The organism is Bacillus sp. AM 13(2015) (assembly GCF_001518755.1).
Taxonomy (GTDB): Bacteria; Bacillota; Bacilli; order Bacillales; family Bacillaceae; genus Bacillus; species Bacillus safensis.
In genome coordinates, this window is record NZ_LKCP01000019.1 from 1 (window position 1) to 4,092 (window position 4,092).

General features: G+C 40.3%; 3 protein-coding genes. All 3 read left to right on the forward strand.

Annotated elements, in window-relative coordinates; genetic code table 11:
* A partial coding sequence (gene bglA / locus AOQ70_RS02255; RefSeq protein WP_059374727.1) for a 6-phospho-beta-glucosidase BglA occupies positions 1-1,276 on the forward strand: 1,276 nt, incomplete at its 5' end.
* Positions 1,277-1,650: 374 nt separating this feature from the next.
* A complete protein-coding gene (locus AOQ70_RS02260) occupies positions 1,651-2,889 on the forward strand; it encodes a TerD family protein (protein WP_059374729.1) in 1,239 nt (412 codons plus the stop codon).
* A 202-nt stretch (positions 2,890-3,091) separates the two neighbouring features.
* A partial coding sequence (locus AOQ70_RS02265) for a ribonuclease YeeF family protein (RefSeq protein WP_231730811.1) occupies positions 3,092-4,092 on the forward strand: 1,001 nt, incomplete at its 3' end.

Sequence of the window (4,092 nt, forward strand, 5' to 3'; positions counted from 1 at the left end):
ATTTTATCCGAACCATGAAGCGATCGATTTCTACCATCGTTATAAGGAAGATATCGCAATGTTTGCCGAAATGGGTTTAAAATGTTTACGTACATCGATTGGCTGGAGCCGGATTTTCCCTAAGGGAGATGAAGCAGAACCGAATGAAGCAGGGTTACAATTCTATGATGATGTATTTGATGAACTGCTCAAGCATGGCATCGAGCCTGTGATTACGCTGTCTCATTTTGAGATGCCGCTCCATTTAGCAAGAGAGTACGGCGGGTTCCGCAGCCGAAAAGTCGCTGAGTATTTCGCGAAATTCGCAGAAGTATGCTTCAATCGATACAAAGACAAGGTCACATACTGGATGACATTTAATGAAATCAATAACAAAATGGATGTCAACAACCCGCTGTTCCTTTGGACAAATTCAGGGGTTTCAGTCAAAGAAGGCGAAAATGCCAAAGAAGTCATGTATCAAGCAGGACATCATGAATTACTTGCAAGTGCATGGGCAGTAGCCAAAGGAAAAGAAATTAATCCTGCTTTCCAAATTGGAGCGATGGTGTCTCACGTGCCAATCTATCCATATTCCTCAAACCCTGAGGATGTCATGCTGGCAGAGGAATATATGAGACAGCGCTATTTCTTCCCAGATGTACAGGTGCGCGGCTACTATCCGAGCTATGCATTAAAAGAATTCGAACGCGAAGGCTATCACATTCCATTTGAAAAAGGAGATGAAGAAAGCTTAAGAAAAGGGAAAGTGGATTATCTAGGCTTTAGCTACTACATGTCGACAACGGTTAAAAGTGATACGGTGTCTGATCACAACGGAGACATTGTCAACGGAGCCCTGCCGCATGGTGTAGATAACCCTTATATCAAATCAAGTGACTGGGGCTGGTCCATTGACCCGACAGGCTTAAGATATACATTGAATCGTTTTTACGATCGCTATCAAATCCCGTTATTCATCGTAGAGAATGGATTTGGTGCGATAGATCAAGTGGAAGAAGACGGTTCTATTCACGATCCAGAAAGAATTCAATATCTCGCTTCTCATATCGAAGCACTGAAAAAAGCCATTGAATACGACGGTGTCGACCTTATTGGCTACACACCTTGGGGCATCATTGATATCGTGTCATTCACAACAGGCGAAATGAAAAAACGCTACGGTATGATCTACGTTGACCGCGACAACGAAGGAAACGGCTCAATGAAGCGCCTTAAAAAAGATTCGTTTACTTGGTATCAAAACGTCATCGCAACGAATGGTGAAGAAGTGTAATAAAGGAAAATAGAAGCCCGGACGAGCGTGGTATATGCTTGTTCGGGTTTTTCATTGTTTATGTTTTATTAATGCCTGAATACAAAGAAAAAAGAGAGTAATAGCGACAAAATAGTTCATTGGATTGTGAAAGATCTTAATGTTCAAGGAAATTTGAAGAAGAATTCAAAAACCGAATATCACCATAACAGCAGGAATGATTTTTTTATACACATTGATTCTCCTTTCGAGAGTAGTTTGTTTTTCATTGGCATTGTCTCATATCAATGCAGAGATTGAAATGAGATAAAGATATTAATAGGCTCTACTAAACCATTTGGTATAATTGATCTATAAAAGCGATAAATGGTAGATATAGAATAGGAGTTGTTGAAATGAATCAAACTCTGCAAATGGGTGCCAATACCGTACTAAACTCTCCAAAGGGACAAGTATCCATCAGTTATGAAGTATCATCTGCAATTGATATTTCTTTAACAGCGTTTCTCTTAACAGATTCAGATCTAGTTCAAGGAGATCATGGCATTATTTTTTACAATCAGCCGGAGAGTGCCACGGGTGTCGCGACACTTTTACCAGCAGAGATATCAGGTCAGTTGAAAAGACATCAATTGAATTTTGATATGAGCAAAGTGCCTACTGGAATCACAAAGGTGGCGATTACACTAACAGAGGATCAAGGAATTGGTTTTTCTCAAGTGAAGAATCTGCAAGCAGAAATTCAAACAGGCGATGAGGTACTATACCTTACACCAGTAAGCTTTACAAATGAAAAGGGTATTGTCGTAGTAGAGCTATATATCAGAAATGGTGAAACGAAAGCACGATCCATCTGGCGTGGCTTCGATTCTGGATTAGAAGGGTTATGTCAGCTTTTTGGGGTAGAGGTTGAACCTGATGAACAGGGTGTTTCTATACCTCCTCAAATGACTTCTGAAAAATTAATTGATGAGCCTGCTCCTCCAATGAAGCCAGCTGCTAAAGAGAAAGTCGCTGCACCAATTAGCTTAGAGAAAGTTCAAGGTAAAATTAGTCTAGACAAAGGTCATAAACCGATCATCATTGAAAAAACGCCTGAGATTACAGCTACAGTATCCTGGGAGTCTGGAACCGATTATGATATTTATGCATTGGTCTATACGAAGTCAGGAAAACAAATAGATGTGGCCATGTTTGGCGCAAAAGGTGTTCTTGCTCTTAAAAGTTACGGAAACGGAGCTGTAGAGCATATGGGAGATGTCGGTAGAGACCGTGAATCGATGAAAACAGAAGTCATTAAATTACGGTTAAATGACGATATCCTTGCTATCGTTCCGGTTGTTTATTCTGCACAATCAAACGGAACAGGTTCCTTTTATAGATATAGGGTATCTATGAGTATCGATAATCACCAAGGAACGTCTGTGACAATTCATGCCAAACATGCGAATGATAATGATCGAATTTATTCTTGTGTGCCGGGTATGCTTCAAAATACAAATGATGGTGTGATCATCCGTCCGCTAGAGCTTTACAGCAAACCAAATTCCGAGCGCAGACCTAAATTAAAAATGAAGTCTTCTAATGAAATTGATGTTTTGATGGATAAAGGACCAATCAATGATTATAAATAATACGAATGTATGGCTAGACAGAGCAAAGTGCATTGTCTAGCTTATTTTATTGACCTTTAAATTGAGAGCCTATCCCATTTTTTGTGTCATTTAGCCTATTTTTCCGTTTTGAGGAGCACGGTAAAATAGACTTTATGATCAATAATGGAGGGAGTGACTTCTTCTGGGTAAGATACTTGATGCAAAAGCACTAACCAGTGCCATGGACACAAGGGCAAAACACTATCAGGAACTCCGCGAACAAATGGTAGATTTAAAAAAGGCATTACAAGGTGTTGCCAACCTCGGTGATGATTTTACTGGGAAAGGTGCCGATAACATTAAAAGCTTTTATAAAGAACTAGCGGGTAATGTTGACATGTTTATCAATTTCATTGATAAGCAAAAAGCCTTTCATGACGGTGTTTCTGGGACACTTGATGATACGAGCTTTGGCGGCGATACCTTTGTAGAGGAACACTTTTTAGACAACGCAGTACATATGGGCATCAAGAATGCCAAAAGCATTGTAAAGGATCAAAAAAAGGCACTCAAAACGATTTTTCAAGACATTGATGATCTCATTTCTCTAGAAGTATTTGATAGTCAAACCTTTGATGAAAAAATAGAAGATGCGGAAGATGAACGAAAAAAGACAGTCAAAGATTTAAGAGAGCTTGATCAAAATTTAAAAGATGAATATGCTTTGTCAGAGACAGAGCAGCAAGCTACAATGGCATTGTACGCTGAAATGATGAATGCGACAAATGATGGAAAAGCGATTTCGCCTATGAATTTTGACAAGAAAGCGTATCAAAATAGCGAAATCTACAAGGCAAAAAGCGATATTGAAAAGCAAACTTCTGAATATCTGAAAATCAAAAAAGAACAAGAAGAAGCCCGAGAGATCGCAAAAGAACAAGAAGCCCTCGCCAACCGTCCTTGGTATGAAAAAGCGCTCGATTACGGTGGAAATATCGTCAATGAACTGACAGGTGTGAATGATGCAAAACGTGCCGCAACAGGTGTTGATCCGATCACAGGCGAGGAACTCACCGCAGGTCAGCGAGTCGCGGCAGGAGGCATGGCAGCAGCCGGTTACATCCCAATCGTTGGCTGGGCAGGACGCATTTTCAAAGGCGGAAAGGCTGTCTATAAAACCACCCAAGCCACATCAGCCGCAGTCAGAGCAGTCGACATCTACAAGACATCACAAAAATCCTT

What these genes read in the sequence shown, in the direction of transcription:
- AOQ70_RS02260 (WP_059374729.1), top strand. Translation starts at nt 1,651, where the DNA reads ATGAATCAAACTCTGCAAATGGGTGCCAATACCGTACTAAACTCTCCA.